General features: G+C 55.4%; 17 protein-coding genes. 13 read left to right on the top strand and 4 right to left on the bottom strand.

Annotated elements, in window-relative coordinates:
- Positions 1–256 precede the first annotated feature (256 nt).
- Positions 257–1,388, bottom strand: a protein-coding gene (gene prfB / locus A0U92_RS05160) for a peptide chain release factor 2 (RefSeq protein WP_149026380.1) whose coding sequence is annotated in 2 segments (ribosomal slippage) — positions 257–1,318 and positions 1,320–1,388 — 1,131 coding nt in all. Because the reading frame shifts where the segments join, the coding sequence is not laid out codon by codon here.
- 175 nt (positions 1,389–1,563) lie between these two features.
- On the opposite strand from prfB, the gene A0U92_RS18425 reads away from it, so the two are divergent.
- A complete protein-coding gene (locus tag A0U92_RS18425) occupies positions 1,564–1,686 on the top strand; it encodes a hypothetical protein (RefSeq protein WP_257788158.1) in 123 nt (40 codons plus the stop codon).
- Between the two features lie 191 nt (positions 1,687–1,877).
- Here the strand turns inward: A0U92_RS18425 and A0U92_RS05155 are convergent, their stop codons facing one another.
- Together A0U92_RS05155 and A0U92_RS05150 are read right to left on the bottom strand one after the other, a co-directional pair.
- Positions 1,878–4,784, bottom strand: coding sequence for a penicillin-binding protein 1A (locus tag A0U92_RS05155; protein ID WP_236748279.1), 2,907 nt, complete (start codon positions 4,782–4,784; stop codon positions 1,878–1,880).
- Positions 4,785–4,977: 193 nt separating this feature from the next.
- Entirely contained in the window at positions 4,978–5,460 is a 483-nt protein-coding gene (locus A0U92_RS05150; RefSeq protein ID WP_077812298.1) for a glutathione peroxidase, read from the bottom strand.
- 416 nt (positions 5,461–5,876) lie between these two features.
- Here A0U92_RS05150 and A0U92_RS05145 point away from each other — a divergent pair, with 416 nt between their 5' ends.
- The 3 genes from A0U92_RS05145 to A0U92_RS05135 all read left to right on the top strand — a co-directional run bounded on the left by A0U92_RS05145 (position 5,877) and on the right by A0U92_RS05135 (position 8,221).
- Positions 5,877–6,398: a hypothetical protein gene (locus tag A0U92_RS05145; RefSeq protein WP_077812297.1), complete on the top strand. Its 522-nt coding sequence runs from the start codon at positions 5,877–5,879 to the stop codon at positions 6,396–6,398.
- Between the two features lie 24 nt (positions 6,399–6,422).
- Positions 6,423–7,619 (top strand): lipid-A-disaccharide synthase, encoded by a 1,197-nt coding sequence (lpxB, locus tag A0U92_RS05140; protein ID WP_077812296.1) that lies wholly within the window; start codon positions 6,423–6,425, stop codon positions 7,617–7,619.
- Between the two features lie 113 nt (positions 7,620–7,732).
- Positions 7,733–8,221: a hypothetical protein gene (locus A0U92_RS05135; protein WP_077812295.1), complete on the top strand. Its 489-nt coding sequence runs from the start codon at positions 7,733–7,735 to the stop codon at positions 8,219–8,221.
- Between the two features lie 56 nt (positions 8,222–8,277).
- Here A0U92_RS05135 and A0U92_RS05130 read toward each other — a convergent pair whose 3' ends face one another.
- A complete protein-coding gene (locus A0U92_RS05130; protein ID WP_236748278.1) occupies positions 8,278–8,751 on the bottom strand; it encodes a copper chaperone PCu(A)C in 474 nt (157 codons plus the stop codon).
- Between the two features lie 380 nt (positions 8,752–9,131).
- On the opposite strand from A0U92_RS05130, the gene nrdR reads away from it, so the two are divergent.
- From nrdR to A0U92_RS05085, 9 genes are all read left to right on the top strand, one after another.
- Positions 9,132–9,602, top strand: coding sequence for a transcriptional regulator NrdR (nrdR, locus tag A0U92_RS05125; protein ID WP_077812294.1), 471 nt, complete (start codon positions 9,132–9,134; stop codon positions 9,600–9,602).
- 88 nt (positions 9,603–9,690) lie between these two features.
- On the top strand, positions 9,691–10,296 hold the full coding sequence (gene nusB, locus A0U92_RS05120; protein ID WP_077812293.1) for a transcription antitermination factor NusB: 606 nt from the start codon (positions 9,691–9,693) through the stop codon (positions 10,294–10,296).
- Positions 10,280–11,290 (top strand): thiamine-phosphate kinase, encoded by a 1,011-nt coding sequence (thiL, locus tag A0U92_RS05115; RefSeq protein ID WP_077812292.1) that lies wholly within the window; start codon positions 10,280–10,282, stop codon positions 11,288–11,290. The genes nusB and thiL overlap by 17 nt, the downstream gene beginning before the upstream one ends.
- A gap of 214 nt (positions 11,291–11,504) precedes the next feature.
- Positions 11,505–13,199, top strand: a complete 1,695-nt coding sequence (locus A0U92_RS05110) for a methyl-accepting chemotaxis protein (protein ID WP_077812291.1) — start codon at positions 11,505–11,507, stop codon at positions 13,197–13,199.
- 538 nt (positions 13,200–13,737) lie between these two features.
- Positions 13,738–14,541: a hypothetical protein gene (locus A0U92_RS05105; RefSeq protein WP_236748277.1), complete on the top strand. Its 804-nt coding sequence runs from the start codon at positions 13,738–13,740 to the stop codon at positions 14,539–14,541.
- Complete coding sequence (locus tag A0U92_RS05100; RefSeq protein WP_236748276.1) at positions 14,505–15,563, top strand: isopenicillin N synthase family dioxygenase; 1,059 nt, start codon at positions 14,505–14,507, stop codon at positions 15,561–15,563. Before A0U92_RS05105 ends, A0U92_RS05100 begins: the two co-directional genes overlap by 37 nt.
- Positions 15,564–15,626: 63 nt before the next feature.
- On the top strand, positions 15,627–16,613 hold the full coding sequence (locus A0U92_RS05095; RefSeq protein WP_187668872.1) for a LysR family transcriptional regulator: 987 nt from the start codon (positions 15,627–15,629) through the stop codon (positions 16,611–16,613).
- 59 nt (positions 16,614–16,672) lie between these two features.
- Positions 16,673–17,650, top strand: coding sequence for an ABC transporter substrate-binding protein (locus tag A0U92_RS05090; protein WP_077812288.1), 978 nt, complete (start codon positions 16,673–16,675; stop codon positions 17,648–17,650).
- Between the two features lie 164 nt (positions 17,651–17,814).
- A complete protein-coding gene (locus A0U92_RS05085) occupies positions 17,815–18,495 on the top strand; it encodes a dienelactone hydrolase family protein (RefSeq protein WP_077812287.1) in 681 nt (226 codons plus the stop codon).
- The last annotated feature ends 29 nt before the right edge of the window (positions 18,496–18,524 follow it).

Raw genomic sequence — 18,524 nt, 5'->3', positions numbered from 1 at the left:
GGAGCAATAAGCAACTTTACCGGGCCCGACCAAAATTATGACCCTATACATTATACTAAAATCGCGTCAGAAACCGCAGAAGACAGCCAGTTGCGCACGAAAATCCAGAGCGCGAACAGATATCGGGCAGCCTATGAAAATTTTTAGGCGCACCAGCAGGCTCGAATGTCAAATAATGCAAAAGCCAAACTAAATTTAATTTTAAGATTTAAAGAGGCAGATTTCCAAGTTTATGTCGGAAATCTGCTAGACTTTATTATTGTGCGGAAGCGCTGGCCTCAGAACGAGTCGCTCCGACACGGGCTGCCAGAGACGCTGCCATGAAGTCATCCAGATCGCCATCGAGCACAGCGTCGGGATTGCCCTTTTCAACGTTCGTACGGAGGTCTTTCACCATCTGATACGGTGCGAGAACGTACGAACGAATCTGATGCCCCCAGCCGATGTCCGTCTTGGCTGCCTCGGTCTGGGCGGCTGCGGCCTCCCGTCTCTGCAGTTCAGCCTCATACATGCGGGCTTTCAGCATCCCCATGGCTGTCGCGCGGTTACGATGCTGGGACCGGTCCGTCTGACACGCCACGATGATACCCGTCGGAATGTGAGTGATACGGATAGCGGATTCCGTCTTGTTGACGTGCTGCCCACCCGCACCGGAGGCGCGGAACGTATCCACTTTCAGATCGGCCTCGTTGATCTCGATCTCAATGGTGTCATCCACCACAGGAAAGACCCAGACCGAAGCAAACGAGGTCTGACGACGCGCCGCCGCATCGAATGGCGAAATCCGCACCAGACGATGCACGCCGGCTTCCGTCTTCAGCCATCCATAGGCGTTTGGACCGGAGACCTGAATCGTCACCGATTTCAGCCCGGCCTGCTCGCCCTCGGAGCTTTCGATCATGGTCAGCTTGTAACCATGCGCCTCAGCCCAGCGGCTGTACATCCGCAACAGCATCTCGGCCCAATCCTGAGCCTCCGTGCCACCTGCGCCAGCGTTGATCTCAAGATAGCAGTCGTTGGAATCAGCTTCGCCCGACAGAAGGCTTTCCGTCTCCCGCCGTTTGGCCTCGTCCGCCAGACGGTTGAGCGTCTTCATACCGTCGGCGACCATATCAGCGTCGCCCTCATCCTCCGCCATACTGATGAGTTCGAGTGTATCCTCGACCTCATTTTCGAGGCTCTGGACACCTTCGATCTGGTTGGCCAGCAGCGTACGCTCGCGCATCATCTTCTGCGCGGCGTCGGCATCGTTCCAGAGATCCGGGTCTTCAGCCCGGTTATTCAGTTCGGCAAGTCTGCCCTGGGCGACATCCCAGTCAAAGATGCCTCCTCAGCAGCGCAACCGACTGCTTGATCTGCTCGTTGAGCGCTTCCGTCTCGGCGGACATGCGACCGTGACTCCGTCTTTCGGGGTTAATCTGAACGGCGCTGAATACAGGCAGGCGCGGCGAATGTCATCCCTAGGAAAGAAAACTGAAGGCAACGGAAGAATTAAACTTACCTTCAGCTAAAAAAGGAAAAATAGCAGCATTCTCTTTAATCGACCCAAAAGGAATCAAAGGCATGAACCACTGGGATGAGGTCTTTGCAAAAAATCTTGTCGGCACCACCCTGCTGGTTGGCTTGACACGTGAGCATGGAGAAGACAGCTCGGATGAGCAGTTTTTTGGTGTGGTGACGAAGTGAGATCCCAAAAAAGGCATCACACTCCGCCTCGAAGGCTCACGAGGAGGATCTTTCTATAACCTTCCCCCCGATACCAGTTCGATCTATCCTGCGGAACCGGGAGAATATCGTCTTCACCAGACGGAAGAAGTGGTGAAAAACCCTGACTATATCTCTACATGGACAATAAAAGAAGCACCTTCTTCTGCGCCTCAGTAAAGCCCACCCATACCAATATCCCCCCCGGAAGGCTGCTGCTGTGCCGGCGCTGCTGGCGCAGCCGTATTCGAGCCACTACTGGCCGCCGCGCCTCCGCCAGCAACCGCTCCACCAGAAGACATGTCAGTCTCAGAATCAGGCAGATTTTCCGCACCCGTATCGGCAGCCGTCAACTCGCCCGTTCCGGGACTACCCGCCGCAAAGCTGGAACTGTCACCCGGCACCTGATCGTTCTTGAACGCATCCACCGTCACGCCACGTCCCGTGTCATAACGCACCAGCGTCACCCCGTCCGGCACCCGGAAATCGAGTCTGGGCCGCCCTTCGAGCGCAACCTTCATGATCCGGTTCCAGATCGGACCCGCAATGGTGCCGCCAGTCTCATTCTTGCCAAGCGACTGGGGCTGGTCAAACCCGATCCAGACGATCGTTACGAGATCGGCGGAATAACCCGCGAACCAAGCGTCATTGAAATCCTGACTTGTGCCGGTCTTGCCCGCGATCGGATTGTCGATTCCAGTTCCCGCCTGTGTGCCGGTGCCGCGTTTGATCACGTCCTGCATCATGGTGGTGATCTGAAAGGCGCTGGCTTCGCTGCTTACACTCGGACGCGTATCCTTAAGCACAGGCACATCCGTCTGACCTGCTCCCGTTACAACGGGAGGCTTCGGTTGTGCAGGCTGCCCGGACGGATCGCCCGCCTGTTCAGCCGAAGGGAAAACCGCATTTGGTTCGTTACCGGAAGACTCTGCTGCTGCCTGCGCCTGAGCGACAGAGGACAGGACAAGACCGTCAGGCCGCCAGAGGACGTGACCGTTCCGATCCTGCACGTCATCGATCAGCGTCGGCGTGACTTTATGTCCGCCATTGGCGATGGAAGCATACGCGCCGGCTTCCCGCAGCACCGTTGTCTCCACAGCGCCCAGAGCCGCCGGAAGCACATGCGGCATGTTCTGCACCAGCCCGATATCCTCGGCGACCCTGGCGACGCTCTTGATACCGATATGCGCGGCCAGACGGATGGTCACGAGATTACGGGATTCACGCAGGGCGTCGTGCAGTGTCGTCGCGCCCCAGAAATCCTTTTCGTAGTTGTTGGGATGCCAGCTTCCGTAGGAAACGGCCGAGTCATCAAACTTCTGGGAAGGGGAAATCCCCTGCTCCATCGCCGTCAGATAGACAAACGGCTTGAAGGAGGAACCCGGCTGACGCATCGCCTGCGAAGCCCGGTTGAACTGGGAAGATTCGAACGACCAGCCGCCCGACATGGCCAGCACGCGGCCTGTGTGGACATCCATCGTCACGACCGCGCCTTCGACGCGCGGAATCTGCCGGATTGCGACGCGTCCGCCCTCGGCCTGCGGCTCTACCATCAGCAGATCGCCGGGACGCAGAGCCCGATAGACCCGCATCCAGCCCAGATCCTTCGCCAGCAACGACGCACGGTGAGGTGCGCCGTTCTCAAGCCAGCCGACACTGCCATTTCCTGAATCCAGCACGACCGCCAGTCGCCAGCGATCCAGCATGCCAGTTGGATGAGGCGCAGCGGCCAGTGCGGCGCTCCATGCGGCCTCATCCTGCGCGGCGCTGCGCGTGATGGTGTCGAGATGTCCCACAGCACCACGCCAGCCGCCGTGCGACCGGTCATAGGCCATCAGCCCGTCCCGCAGCGCTGTCGTGACGGAGGTCTGCAAGGCAGGCTCAAAGCTTGTATGCACAACCAGACCGCCCTGCATGGTCTGCTGCACGCCGTATTTCTCGATCAGCTCACGACGCACTTCTTCACTGAACCACTCCGATCCGGGAGCCGGTCCGGGACGGCGAAAGCTTTTCGTGGCAAGCGATTCCTGCCGGGCGGCCTGGGCTGACTGCGCGTCGAGCCAGCCGAGTTCCTGCATGCGGTCCAGAATCCAGTTGCGCCGGTTACGCGCTGCATCCGGATAGCGATAAGGATTGTAGTTGGTCGGAGATTTCGGAAGCGCCGCCAGAAAAGCCGCTTCAGAATCATCCAGTTGATCGAGCGGCTTGTTGAAATAGGCCAGAGACGCCGCGCCAATGCCGTAAGCGCCGTCGCCGAGATAGATTTCATTGAGATAGATTTCGAGAATCTTCTCCTTGGGCAGCACCTGCTCCACACGCAGGGCGAGCAGGGCTTCCTTGGCCTTGCGTTCCATGGACAGGGCGTTCGAGCCCAGCAGCATGATTCGGGCGACCTGCTGGGTAATGGTCGAAGCGCCGAGTGGCCGTCGTCCCTTGCCGCGGGAAAGATCCGTCAGACCGGCGCGCAGAATGGCCACCGGATCGATGCCTTTATGGGACCAGAACTTCTGGTCCTCGGCAGCGAGAAAAGCATTCTTCACGCGGTCCGGGATGGCGGAATACGGCACAAAAATCCGTCGCTCTGCCGCAAGCTCGGCGATCAACCGGTCATCGCCGGAATAAAGGCGGCTCATCACCGGCGGCTGATAGGATCGCAGCCCCTCCACGGTTGGGAGATCGGACACCAGACCGGCATATTTGTACCAGACGGCCACGCCAGCCGTCGCGGTGCCAAGCAGCAACACGGCAACGGTCGTTCCCAGAAATCTCCGCCACATGCGAAAACGCGGTCGGCGTGGCGGACCACCCCAGGACGGCGGCCCTGAACCACCCTCTCCGCCTGAACCGCCTCCCCGATCGCTCCCGTCATATCCGCCGCCGTCAAGCCGGTCGCCGGGAGAAACACGCAGATCGGAGCCATTCCTGTTGCCGCCGAGACCTGTCACCTTCAGCACCAGAGCACCCCATGGTTGTCCGGTGGAATGAGGAGCCATAGCGCTCGGGGCTTCAGAATACTGCCCGTGACCGGCAAAAGCCGGATTTCGGGCGATCAGATGCGGGAAAAAAGGGCGGGATGTCATATGCGGGTCTCTATCACCGTCACGGGATGCCGTCGCCCCCCGGCGTCGCTGGAAAATAGCTGTATTTTCTGGTCCGGACTCATGGCGGATTTATGGTCGCCGGCTCTTCCTAAGGCCGCGAGCACAAGCCACGGCGCCACCCTGCATGCCGTCGGCGTGGCAGATGAAGGCCGGCATCCATGTTTCAGGCGCCTTAACTTCCCAGAACAACCCGGTTTACCGCATCATGCATTCGGCCTGAAGTGGGCGAAGTCATACTGGAGAACCAGTTTGTAAGCTGTCCCTCCCTGTTGATGAGATATTTGAAGAAATTCCAGCGTGGACGCGCGAAAAATCCACCTTTATCAGCCAGCCAGCGAAACAGGGGAGTGGCATCGGTCCCCTTGACGTGACATCTGATCGTCATCGGAAAGCTCACGCCGTAATTGCGCGCACAGAATGTCGCGATCTCCGAGGCGCTGCCCGGCTCCTGCTGGCCGAAATCATTGGACGGCACACCCAGAACGATGAGTTCGTGATCCATCTCCGACCAGAGCGACTGCAAACCTTCATATTGCGGCGTAAAACCGCATTTCGACGCCGTGTTGACGATGAGCAGCGGCTTTCCACGCCAGGCCCCGAGATCCACCACGCCTCCCTCAAGACCGGGAAGGCTGAAATCATAGGCACAGGACATTTACCGCTCTCCGTTGGCTGAGATGTCTCATTTTCCTGCCCTTGTCTCCGCTGATTGTCGAGAGGAGGATCATCGGACGGCGTATAATTCACACAAACACCCGGTTCTCCCGGGACAGACATTTCCTGCTTTCCCGAGCTTCCTGCATGCCCGCCGCCAAGGCTGCCGGAAGCTCCCCGAGACGGCTGTCGAAACCCTGACGTTATATACTACTGCCAAAGAGAATCTGACCAACACGGTGAAATACTTTCTTTGGCAACCTATGCGCTCTACAAACATTCTTGCAGGAGATGAGAAGAGATGAAACAAAGGTCATTCCTGCACGCGACAGCAGCCTTGACGGGCTCTGCCTTCTATCGTCGGTCAGCCTGAAAATGACTGTCGTCTGTGGGAAACGCCTAATAAGGAGTGCGACCTTGACCCGACAATTTCTGGCCGCGACCATGATGATCACTGTGACCGGCTTTGCTGTCGTCCCGGAAAAAGTGGCGCTGGCTGCATCGGCAGCTGTCGAAACCACGGGTACGGTCGCCCCGACTGCCGGTAGTGAAGACCAGATCGTGTTCCGTATTACACAGGCCAATCTCGGACCCGGCTATACATGGGGCAGCGGCGTACTGCATTTCAAAGGCGTCGATTACGATATCCATGTTGCAGGCGGCGGCGCGCCCGCCATCGGCTACTCCAATGCCTGCGTGCAGGGCTCTGTCAACGGTCTGGCCAATATCGAGGATTTCGACAGCACGTTCTGGGCTGTCAATGCCGAAGCGGCCGCTGGCAGCGGAACCGGAACAATGGTGCTTCAGAATCACCGCGAGACCGAACTTCATCTCAGCGTGAAAAGCCGGGGCGTACGTCTGTCGGCCGCAGCCGAACGTCTTCGGTTCACTGTTGTCGGCCCCGCCAAGAAAAGCTTCATCAGCCAGCGCTGTTCCTGATTACATTTCGCGAGCAGCCTCTTCATGACCGATGCCCCCCTGATCTGGCTTCTCGCAGGAGAAGCCAGTGGAGACGTGCTGGGTTCACGCCTGATGACCGCCCTGCGCAAACAGAATTCCGGTCTCCGTTTTGCGGGGGTGGGAGGCGTACGCATGACCGAGGCCGGGCTGGTCAGCCTTTTTCCCATGAAAGATCTGGCCGTCATGGGACTGGTGGAGATCCTGCCCCGTATCAGGGCTCTCTCCCGCCGCCTTGACGAAGCTGTCGCCAATATCGAGGCGCTCCAGCCCGATCTGGTTGTGACCATAGACAGTCCCGGTTTTTCGCTCCGCCTTCTGCGACGGATCGCCCCTCTGCGTATTCCGCGTGTCCAGTATGTCGCGCCTCAGGTCTGGGCATGGCGGGAACACCGTGTGAAAAAATTTCCCGGCCTGTGGGAAAAGCTGCTGGTCCTGCTTCCCTTTGAGGAAACCTTTTTTCAAAAGCATGGGCTGGATGCCCATTTCGTCGGTCATCCGGTGTTGCAGTCGGAAGCTGATACCGGGGATGCCCAGCGATTCCGTGCGCAGCATGGCCTTGATGCCGCAGCGCCTGTTCTGATCCTGATGCCTGGCAGCCGACGATCGGAGGCTCCACGCCTCCTGCCCGTTTTCGGCGCCATGCTGGTTCTTCTTAAAAACCGGATGCCGGGTATTGTCCCGGTCATTCCCGCTTCTCCCGTCGTGGCGGACACCGTCAGAAAAGCGACCGCTCTCTGGGCTGTACAACCTCTGATCGTAACGGACATTACCGAAAAACATGATGCTTTCGCAGCGGCCAGCGCGGCGCTGACGAAATCAGGCACATCGACGCTGGAACTGGCTCTGGCGGGCGTTCCCATGGCGGTGACCTATCGCGTCAACCCGCTCACGGCGGCCATCGCACGCCGCCTCATCCGCGTGCCTTTCGTCGCCATGGTCAATCTTCTGGCAAACCGGGCGCTTGTGCCGGAGTTGCTGCAGGAAGACTCCCGGGCAGATAAACTGGCTGATACCGTTGTACAGCTCATGACTGATCCAGCACTTCAGGCCCGGCAGAAAGAAGGTTTTTCAAGCCTTCTCACGGGCCTGCATGCTCCGGAGGCAGAGACGCCCGCCGATGCGGCCGCCACTGAAATACTTGCGCTCCTCCGTGAGAACTCTCCCGATCTGGCCTTGCTCCAGTCTGGTCAGTCAGGCTGAGGCCGGTTATGGCCTGAATATCATCCATTTTATTACATTGCGTAACATTCCCGCCTCATTCAGAGAACGGAAAAAATATAAAAGCTCTCAGGCAACAATATCAGGAATTTACGATGAAGCGCATAGCTTTTGCAGGTTTTGCCGTTCTCTCTCTCGCCATTGCAGCGAAAGACATCCACGCACAGAGCGCGGCCCCGGCAGCCCAGCAGTCGTTTGGTTCTTCTCTTCTCTCCGGCATAACCCAGGCCGGACGGAATACTGTCGATCAGAGCGTGACAAACACAAAGTCCAATCTGGAAAACCGTGCAAGTTCCTACACTCGGAACATCTCTGATCGTGAGAAAGCCCTGACGGACAGGACCAATAGCGCCCGTAGCAACATGGTCGACAAGGTCAATAGCTACGAAAACAACATCAGCGAGCGCGGTACAGCCCTGAGCGACCGGGCAAACACTGCCGAGAACAATGTGAACAACAAGATCAGCAGCTACAAGGACGGGGTGAACACGCGCAAAAAAGCACTCGACGCTGCCTACAAGAGCAAGAAAACACAGTTAAAAAACTCCGAGAACGCGTCCAGGCTGTTCCTCAGCCACGGATAAGGCGGCAAGCTGACAGGAGATGTCAGTCAGACTTCATCCTGTCAGCTTTGGTATTGTTACTTTAATTTTCCTTCGGGAGAAGCGCTCACTCGATAAGGTTTCGCGCCACGCACGTCGAAACTGACAGTCTTACTGGAACCGCCGAGGAAGTGAAACTGCACCGGAATCTGCATTCCCTGCTCAATCGTCTTGCCGTCCGCCACTGTACAGACAAGGTGATAGCCACCGGGCGGAAAGACCAGCATCTGTTTTTCGGGTACTGTCAGATGCGTGAAGAGCTGCCGGGTCAGAGTGCCGACTTCCAGATCTGAATGATATCCGAACATCGCTGAACAGGACGGAGAAGAAATCCCGTCGATCAGATAGGATGTGCCGGTTTCGTTCTCTATCTGGAAATAAGCGGCGACATGTTGCTGGTTCCGCCCGACATGCTGCATCCAGGCGTTCTTTATCGTTACATCATCAGCAGCATGTTCCTGACCCGGCACGTCAGCCGAGACGAATTTCGACTTGCCGGTTTCAGTATCCATTTCCTCTTCGTGAGGAAGCCCTGATGAATCCGCGTACCCCACGGAAGCGCATAAAAGTGCGGAAAGACCGAGAGCGCCCGCCAGACAAGCTCGAAAACCAGCACCTCTTCCTCTCACTTTGGTGCTTTTCCAAGAAAGATACAGCTTTCCCACACCCAACTCCTTTTCGCCTGCCCGCTCATTCTGTTCCCTGTTCCCGTCAGTCCTCCTGGGTTCTACGAAAACTTACCCGGGTTGCGGGCGGGACTCCCGGGTGATTTGAAGCTATACCATTGAATTATGGAACACAGTTCCTGTTCACTGGACACAGGCGCCATGAACCCCGAGACCGGCAGGCTATTATTGGGCCTTGATGTGCATGAGACCAGGAACAGAAGACGATGCGGTGCCCTTTCTGTAGTGAAGCCGAGACACAGGTTAAGGACAGCCGTCCGGCGGAAGACGGAACGTCCATCCGTCGCCGGCGCGCCTGCGCGACCTGCGGACAACGTTTCACAACCGTCGAACGTGTCCAGCTTCGTGAACTGATTGTTGTAAAAGCTGATGGCCGCCGGGCCCTGTTCGATCGGGAAAAACTCTCCCGCTCCATCAGGATTGCGCTCCGCAAGCGTCCGGTCTCGGAAGAACAGATCGAACAGATGGTCAGCGGGATCGTCAGACGACTGGAAGCCTCCGGCGAAAGTGAAATCTCGACCACACGGGTGGGAGAGCTCGCCATGGAATCCCTGCACGCGATTGATGCGGTCGGTTATGTCCGTTTTGCCAGCGTATACCGGGACTTCCGGGAGACAAAAGACTTCTCGGAGATTCTCACCAGTATCGATGACAAACGCAAGCAGACGACTAAATAGGGTATGAATGCTCCGAAGGGCTGGACCTTGCGCCTCAAAGGCGTCATTTAGCGCCCCCTTGGATAACCATTTGGCAGGAGGCACGATCATGGCCCATTCAGACGACCGACTGAGCCCGGCCATGCGTCCGCGCACCGCCGCCCGTGTCGCCGCCGTTCAGGCCGTCTTTCAGATCGAACAGGGCAGTGACACGGCGGACAGGGTGATCATCCAGTTCGTACAGCACCGTCTGGGCACGACGCTCGCCGGGGAAACCTTCGACGATGGCTTCATTCCAGAAGCCGATGTGACGCTTTTCACCCGGCTGACCCGGCAGGCGGACACTGGCACGGCCCACGTCCATGAGCTGCTGGCGGAAGTTCTGCCGCCAACATGGCCGGTCAATCGCCTCGATCCCGTACTGCGGGCCCTGTTTGCTGTCGCTATCTGTGAAATGGAAGAAAAAGACGCGCCGCCGGTGAGCGTCATCATCAACGAGTATCTGGATGTCGCGCACGGCTTTTTCTCCGGTGACGAGCCAAAACTCGTGAACGGGGTGCTGGACGCTGTCGCCAAACGTCATGCCGCGGCCCCAAATGCCTCGCTCGATGATACGCCTGAATCTTCGGAAGAGCTGCTGGAGAATGATCCTGAGGACCATTCCCTGACGGAAACGTCCGGAGGACTGGACCATTCCCATGACGGACAGACCTGACACCACACCGTCCACAGGCGACCATTTCCAAGCGCTGCCAGACGAATTTTCATTCATTCGCCGTCACTTTCGTCGGCTTGCCGGAAAAGAAGCGCTTGACCTTACGGACGACGCCGCTGTTTTCACGCCTCCTCCCGGCAGGGAGCTGGTTATCGCCGCCGACGCCATGGTCGAGGGCGTGCATTTTCTTCCCAATGATCCACCGCAAACCATTGGCCGCAAACTGCTGCGCGCCAACCTTTCCGATATGGCGGCTATGGGGGCCCGTCCTTTCGGATGGCTGCTGACGCTCGCCTGCCCCAAGGCTGACAGTCGATACAACGATGCCTGGTTTGAAGCCTTTTCGGACGGACTGGCCGAAGATCAGGCGCTGTTCGGCGTTTCTCTTCTTGGTGGAGACACGACATCCACGCGCGGCCCGCTCGTCCTCTCTCTCACCATTCTTGGCGACGTGTCTCCCGGCCACGCCCTGCGACGGAACGGCGCGCAGGAAGGCGATGGACTCTGGGTTACCGGGACGATCGGTGACGGCGCGCTCGGTCTTCTGGCGCTTCAGGGCAAGATTGCTGACCCCACTGGCTGGCTTGCGGAACGCTATCGCCTGCCCTGCCCTCGACTGGGGCTGGCTCTGTCCGGCATCGCACACGCCGCCATGGATGTGTCGGACGGGCTGGTGCAGGACATCGGACATCTCGCTCGGGAAAGCGGGCTTGCTGTGCGGCTCGACGTCGGCAGCGTGCCGTTATCCGATGCGGCTGAAGCCGTTGTCACGGACGATGAAGGACTCGCTGTCTGCCTGACGGGCGGTGATGATTATGAGCTGCTGCTGGCCGTCCCGGATAATCAGACGGGTTTCCTGCTGGCCCGGTGTGAAGAGCGGAATATCACCGTCACACGGATCGGGCAATTTGTGAGCGGCCAGACTGGTGTGCAGGTCCTGCGCCATGATGGCTCAGCCTTCCCCTTGCGCCGTCAGGGCTGGAGCCACTTCTGATCCGGCCTCACCTGCATTCAATGTAAGAAAAAATTACCATCAGGTCCGGTCTCGATAATCTTTTTCATTTAAATCAAGGCTTACTATCAGTGGCACATAACCTCTTTGACGCCCGGTAACGTCTAAAAATAAAAACAAAACCACAGCCGACAATAAAAAATTATCTATTTGAACATTACACTGACTTGCATTTGATAATCTCGAGGACGGCAGAATGTTAAAATCATGGCCCGGTGGCTGGGCGGACTCGAAAGCCACGCTGGCAGCGCTCCGAGAGTCTTTTGCGGTCATCGAATTTGATATCCAGGGAAACATCCTGAACGCGAATGCAAATTTTTGTCATGCAATGAGCTACAGGCCCGAAGAAATCATCGGCCGACATCATAAGATTTTTGTAGAATCGGATTACGGTCACAGTCCGGATTATCGTTCTTTCTGGGACAGGCTCTCACGCGGTGAATCTGTAACCGGTGAGTGTCTCCGCATCGGAAAAAAGGGGGATGAAGTCTGGCTACAGGCCTCTTATTCACCTGTGCATGACATCTCCGGCAATGTTTACAAGATCATAAAACTGGCGTCCGTCGTGACCCAGACGATCATGGAGGCTGCTGCGTCCAAAGGAAAGCTCGAAGCGCTTTCGCGGGTGCAGGCCATGATTGAATTTCTGCCTGATGGCAGGATCATAACTGCGAATAAAAACTTTCTCGACGCCGTTTCGTATGACCTCGCAGAAATACAGGGGCATCATCACAGCATGTTCATAGAACCCGACGTCGTCCGGTCGTCGGAATATGCTGGTTTCTGGGACACGCTGAGGACTGGTGAATTCGTTTCTTCCGAGTGCAAGCGAATCGGAAAAAACGGCAAGGTTGTCTGGCTTCAGGCATCCTACAATCCGATTTTCGATCGGAAAGGGCGCATCATAAAGGTCGTCAAGTTTGCCACTGATATTACCCGACGCGTTCATGCAATTAATGAAATTGAGAACGGCCTGAAGAAGCTGGCAAACAATACGCTCAACTATCGCCTTACGACACAGATCGACCCCACATATGAGGGGTTGCGTAACGACTTCAATACAGCCATTCAGAATCTTGACCAAACGATAAACACGATTTCAACTTCCGTTAAGACAGTCGGAAAGGGAGCGGACGAAATTACCACCGCGTCCAGTGATCTGGCGCATCGCACGGAAACTCAGGCTATCAGTCTTGAGGAAACAGCTTCCCGCCTCAACAAACTTACGGATGCCGTGACACGGAGCGCCCATGGGGCGAAAAACGCGTCAGTTCTGGCTTCCAATGTCCGGACCAATGCAACCCGGTCTGGAGAAGTTGTGAATAATGCGGTGACAGCGATGGAGCAGATCAGGAACACCTCGGAATCAATTTCGCAGATCGTGGGCATGATTGATGATATTGCCTTCCTCACCAATATGCTGTCGCTGAATGCTGCCGTTGAGGCGGCCCGCGCAGGCGAAGCGGGCGTGGGTTTTTCCGTCGTGGCATCCGAAGTGCGTTTGCTGGCAAAACGCTCTGCTGATGCATCGAAGCAGATCAGGGATCTGATCTCCAGTTCCGATGTTCAGGTTCAACGTGGCGTTGATCTGGTCGGCACCGCTGGCAAAGCCTTGCGGGCGATCGTGACCGAGATGTCGCATATGGATGAGTTGATGTCCGGCATCGCCACGGGGGCTCAGGAGCAGGCTGACGGTCTGGCCCAGATCAATGACGCCATAGGTAAACTTGATCACATGACCCAGAAGAATGCAGCAATGGCAACACAATGTACAAACGCATCAAATCATCTGGATAATCAGGCGAAGCAGTTAGAAAGCCTCACAAATCATTTTAAAATCAGTAACTCCAATGAGAGGGAGACCAGCATTCCCATGCTTTGCGGGGTTTAAACCCGGAACTCATCACCGGAAGAAGGTTCTCGGCTTCTGTCATTAACATTATGGCAAAGCCGACTCTTCCGGCCTTAGATTTCACGAACTGGCTGAACAGACAGCCTCACCACTGGTCTGGTGCAATGGGCGGTATATAGCCGTCGTGAGATTGGGAAATTTGTGAGCTATCAGATTGGTATGCAGGGTTGCATCGTGATAGCTCAGATTTTTCAATTACTCCTTCGAGAGAAAGTAGTCCTGATCTACATGGTTTGCTTTGATTTTTAATTTATCACAGAACAATACACAAACAGCACCACAAAATAAAAATATTATTTATATACAATAATTATTACAAACAATCAATTTAATATTCAAATACAACAATTGTCCTGTTTTCCACCAGAAAAGCCATTGTTCTACTCAAAACCCTGGATAAGCAAGTCAGCCCCCATAGATCATATCTATGGAAAATATTGACCGTTTATACGTTACGGTTCCATTATGATTCGTGTGAAAAGACATTCAAGGACTGACACCCGGACAAGAGAACCCAATGGTTTGTCGAGAAATCACCAGACCACATATCGCCATCCCTGATCTCGCTGGATTATGGACACGGAGCCTCATTGAATGGGCCGATGGCAGCCGAGACAACAGCACAAAAGTTTTCTGGCTACAGGGAAAAAGTCATTTTATAGACCTCAGGCAGCCAGCCTCCCTGCCCTGTTTTCCAGATGCAAAATGTCGCAACGACCTGACGCGGCTCGACTGCCTCGCCCTGTCTCGTCAGGAGGGTTTTGCCGGCCATCTGCAAACGAACGCCGATGCTTACGAATGGGTTCGGGTGATTGATTACCAACCCACTCAAAATCAGGCCGATGCCGGGTTCCTTCATTGGCAGAATGCGACATTGATAGAGACAGGCAGAGATCTGCCCTATACTGAACACTGGCATCGCGAAAAAGGCTTCACATCGTCTGTCCCGCTCAATTTTCAGCTTGAGGATGCCACAACGGGATGCAGGGCTGCTTTTCTCATGGTGGGACGTGACTTCATGTTCGCACGAGATCGGTCCGCTTCTCTTCCTGCCGGGACGACCCTGCACGATGCCATCAGCCATACTGCGAGTGAGGAAGAGGCGCGCCTGTTGATCGATTGCGAAATTTCCTTTGGCAGGATCACCGAGCCCGGTGGGCCATTGATCATCCACAACTCAACGCTTCCCTGGAAAACCGGCACACCATTTCAGTTTGATCTGTCAGGCGAAAGTCTCGTCACAATTTCCGATGTCGCACCAAATGGAAAAAACCTGATGCGCAGATGGCGTCGAGTAAACACAGAAGGAAACGGTCGATGAACAGTCATTTCACGGCGATACCTGTCATCGATATCTCGGGACTGTCCGGCAACGCAGGACAGAAACAGACTGTCGTTGAAAACCTCGGTCATGCTGCAAGAACCATAGGTTTCATGTATATCACAGGTCACGGCATGGAGCCCTCCCTGTTCGCCAATATGCTACGTGAAACAAAGACTTTCTTTGATCTCCCCATCGAAGAAAAAATGTCTCTTTATATTGGCAAATCCTCGAACCATCGCGGCTACGTTCCGCAAGGTGAGGAAGTTTTCTCCGGTGGCAGCAAAGATCTGAAAGAAGCGTTTGACCTCTCGTTGGATCTCCCCTCTGACGATCCAGATTATATTGCGGGAAATCCACTCATCGGGCCAAATCAATGGCCAGCCATTCCACAGTTTCGTGAAATAATAACAGACTATTACAACGCTGTTTTCAATGTCGGTCGTCAGCTGATGTCAGCCTTTGCAGTCGCTCTGGGATTGAGCGCCGATGCCTTTGAAGCCAGCCTCACCAAGCCCCCCAGCCAGTTGCGCCTGATCCATTATCCTTATGACCCGACAGCCCATGATGTCGCAGGCATTGGGGCGCATACTGACTTCGAGTGCTTCACATTACTTCGCGCAACGGCTCCCGGGCTGGAGGTCATGAATGGTCAGGGTGAATGGATTGACGCCCCTCCAATCGAAAATGCTTTTATCGTCAATATCGGTGATATGCTGGAACTTCTCAGTGGCGGAGAATTCATTGCTACATCCCATCGTGTTCGCAAAGTAAAAGAAGAGCGCTATTCCTTTCCCCTGTTTTTCTCTCTGGACTATGATGTGCGGGTTCAGCCTCTGCCTGGCCGGGAAAATCCGGCTCTCCCGACACAAAGCCTTGTTGCCGGCGAACATCTTTTTGCACAGACGGCCCAGATATTTACCTACCTGAAACAACGCCTTGCGGATGGGACGCTGGTTTTACCAGAATCATCACTGGCTCTTTCCTCGTTTGGGCAAGAATCACGCCATCCGAATTCCTAGTACGCGGCACTCCTTTCATTTTTTCTACAGGTAGCATTCTTTTCAAATTGTAATGGGATGAAAGTGAAAACACAAAACGCCACCACTCCTGCAGAACAGGCTCTCAAGGCTTTCATCCGTAAAGTTGACTGGAATCTCTGCCGGGATTTTCTGGCTATTGTTGAATATGGAGGCATAGGCGCCGCAGCCCGGGCGACCGCACGACAACAACCAAGCCTGAGCGCATCCCTCAAACGATTTGAAAACCATATCGGTTTCACTCTCTGCTCCAGATCAAGTCGTGGAATAGAGCTGACGCCATCGGGGAAAGTTGTTTTTGAACTCTGCCGGGACATGGCGGGTTGTGTCATGGCAATTCCCCAACATGCGGCGGCGGCGGCCGGTTGTATTGAGGGCACCCTGAGACTCAGCATGATTGCTGATCTTGGAATCAGCGCTGTCGATGACGCCATAATCATGTTTCATAAAATATATCCTTCTGTTTCTCTCCACATCGACGTTGCGCCATGGCGGGATACAATCGAGGCTGTCGTCAGGGGAGATGCTGACATAGGCATAAGCTGTGATAACGCCCCACGCGATACACTCCGCTATGTCTCCATCGGACGAGAGGAGCAGCAACTTTATTGCCATGCCTCTTCCCGGATTCTTCAGGAACTGAAATCCGGCTCTTCGGATACCATTCAATATAAACCTCATATGTTCTCAAAATATAATTTTGTTCTGACTGGAAGCGACGAACCTCAGGAATTACTCGCATTTCGCAAATGTCATGGACTTGGCCGTCATATTGGGGGACAGGCAGACACACTGAGCGAGGCGCGAAGACTGATCCGCCTTGGTGTGGGGATCGGTTTTCTACCGACAGATTTTGCGGCCAGTGATGTTCTGACGGGGCAACTTGTTCCCCTCCTGCCCGAGGATATTCTCCCTCGTTACCCGATTTACATGATCACCCGCGCAGAGACGCCTGACGGCACTGCGGCATCACTGATCGTGAACGTCATCATTTCAAGAACAGCGGGAAAGGAGATGCAGAAAACCTCCTGAAGCATGGTTTTCCAATACAAAGTTTCACGTAACCCTTCATATCCACACAAGGAGTTCTCATGAAATTACGATCCGGACTTAAACGTCTCGTTCTGGCCGTCAGCCTGTCCCTTGCCACTCTGGGCTCGGCTCAGGCCGCTCCCTTGCAGATCGGTTTCAGTGACTGGCCCGGCTTTGTGGCCTGGCAGATTGCCATTGAGAAAAACTGGTTCAAGGAGGCGGGTGTCGACGTCAATTTCCAGTGGTTTGACTATAGCGCATCACTGGACGCCTACACAGCAGGAAAGCTCGATGCCGTAAGCGCAACCAATGGTGATATGCTTGTGACGGGCGCCTCCGGTCGAAAAAGCATCATCATTCTGGTCAATGATTACTCCGACGGCAATGACATGATCGTCGCAGTCCCCGGTATCAATTCCCTCACCGAACTGAAGGGAAAGAAGATTGCTGTGGAAACCGGGCTTGTTGATCATCTCATGCTTCTGACTGCCCTCAAGCAGGTCGGTCTTTCAGAAAAAGACGTGACGTTGGTGAATACAAAAACCAATGAAACACCGCAGGTTCTTGCTTCGGGCTCGGTCGCGGCCATTGCCGCCTGGCAACCCAGTTCTGGACAGGCTCTTCGCGAGGTTCCGGGTTCGAGACCGATTTTCACATCCCGGGAAGCTCCCGGCCTTATCTATGATGTTCTGGCTGTCAGCCCGGAAAGCCTGAAAGAACACAAAGAGGAATGGAAGCGGCTCATTTCAGTATGGGAGCGGGTCGTGGCCTACATCAGGGATCCGAAAACACGCAATGACGCCGTCGCCATCATGTCTGCCCGGGTGGGTCTCCCCCCTGCAAGCTATACAAAGCTTCTCAAGGGCACGCATCTGCTGACCATTGAAGATAACCGCGAGATCTACAAAAGAACCGAGGGCCTTTCCTCTCTTCTGGGTTCAACCCGCAATGCCGATGCGTTCAACGTCCGATACGATGTTTATAAAACGCCGCAGAATGTTCCATCTTACCTCAACGCAAGCCTGATCCAGCCATAACAAACCCACTTCAAGTCCGGCATGTGTCTCAGGTGTCTGAGCGCATCCGGACTGTCGTGTTCAGGATGCAGATCTCATGACTTCGCTCTGACATTGACAGCCGCCCACATCGGTTCAGGATCACGGACAGACGGCAACGCTTTTCTGTCGGGAGGATCCACGCCATGAGTTCGACCATTACCCTGACCGCCGCCGACGGTCACGAATTTTCAGCCTGGCAAGCCGGAGCACAGGACGCGCCATACGCCCTGATCGTCGTGCAGGAAATTTTCGGTGTGAACCATAACATCCGAAATGTGGCGGACGAGTTTGCCGCAGCCGGTTTTACGGTGCTCGCTCCGGCTGTTTTCGATCGCGTACAACGGAATGTGGAACTGGGATACAGCCCTGAAGACGTTAAGGAAGGTCTTAAACTGCGGAGTGAAATCCCTCTGTCTGATACACTCGCCGACCTTCAGGCCTGTGCGAAGCATTTCCGGCACCATGCACCGCATCGCAAGGTGGGAATTATCGGTTACTGCTGGGGCGGCACCCTGGCCTGGGATGCTGCGACTCACACGCACGATCTGGCGGCAGCGGTAAGCTGGTATGGTGGTGGCATTGCCGCCCATAGGGACGCCACGCCTCATTGTCCCGTGCAACTGCATTTCGGCGTAGAAGACACGTCCATTCCCCATCAGGACGTAAAAACCATCAGAGAGACGCATCCGGAAGTCGAGCTATACGTTTACGATGATGCAGGGCACGGTTTTGGCAACAGGGACCGTTCCAGCTTCAATGCCGACGCCAATCATCTGGCGTGGAAACGAAGCGTCGAATTCCTGAAAGCCAGGCTGCACACATAAGCGGCTTCAAAACCGCACAATCCGCATGG

Origin of the sequence: Acetobacter aceti (genome assembly GCF_002005445.1) — a bacterium.
Classification (GTDB): domain Bacteria; phylum Pseudomonadota; class Alphaproteobacteria; order Acetobacterales; family Acetobacteraceae; genus Acetobacter; species Acetobacter aceti_B.
The sequence above is the reverse complement of the archived record's forward strand: the minus strand, read 5'-3'. Positions and strand labels throughout refer to the sequence as shown.